1 protein-coding gene is annotated in these 290 nt (G+C 45.5%); it reads right to left on the bottom strand.

The features are described from left to right. Positions 1–235, bottom strand: a 235-nt coding sequence (locus LZP73_RS20320) for a DNA-3-methyladenine glycosylase I (RefSeq protein ID WP_234236749.1), incomplete at its 3' end; no start/stop codon positions are given. Positions 236–290 lie beyond the last annotated feature (55 nt).

The following is a 290-nucleotide window of genomic DNA, read 5'->3' as shown; positions in this document are numbered from 1 at the left end:
CAGCCTGCTGCCCTTCCAGGCAGATCATTTCGAACAGTTTTTTACTGTCAGTTTCAGGCACGCCCCATTCATTATCATGGTAGGCAATATAAAGCGGGTCCTGACTCACCCAGCCGCAACGTTCCATACTTTCCCTCGCTATGTACCCGATCGTAAAAATTTCAGCCGCTTTTCTTGACGCATCGGTGAAAAAGTCAATATTTAATACAGGGCTACTATGCCCGATATCCTTCATACAATGACAATAATATTGCCGAATTCGGCTCTTCCCTGGAGTCGTGTTAATGATC

Source organism: Shewanella sp. AS16 (genome assembly GCF_021412365.1).
Taxonomy (GTDB): Bacteria; Pseudomonadota; Gammaproteobacteria; order Enterobacterales; family Shewanellaceae; genus Shewanella; species Shewanella salipaludis.
This window is presented reverse-complemented; position numbering and strand designations above follow the sequence as displayed.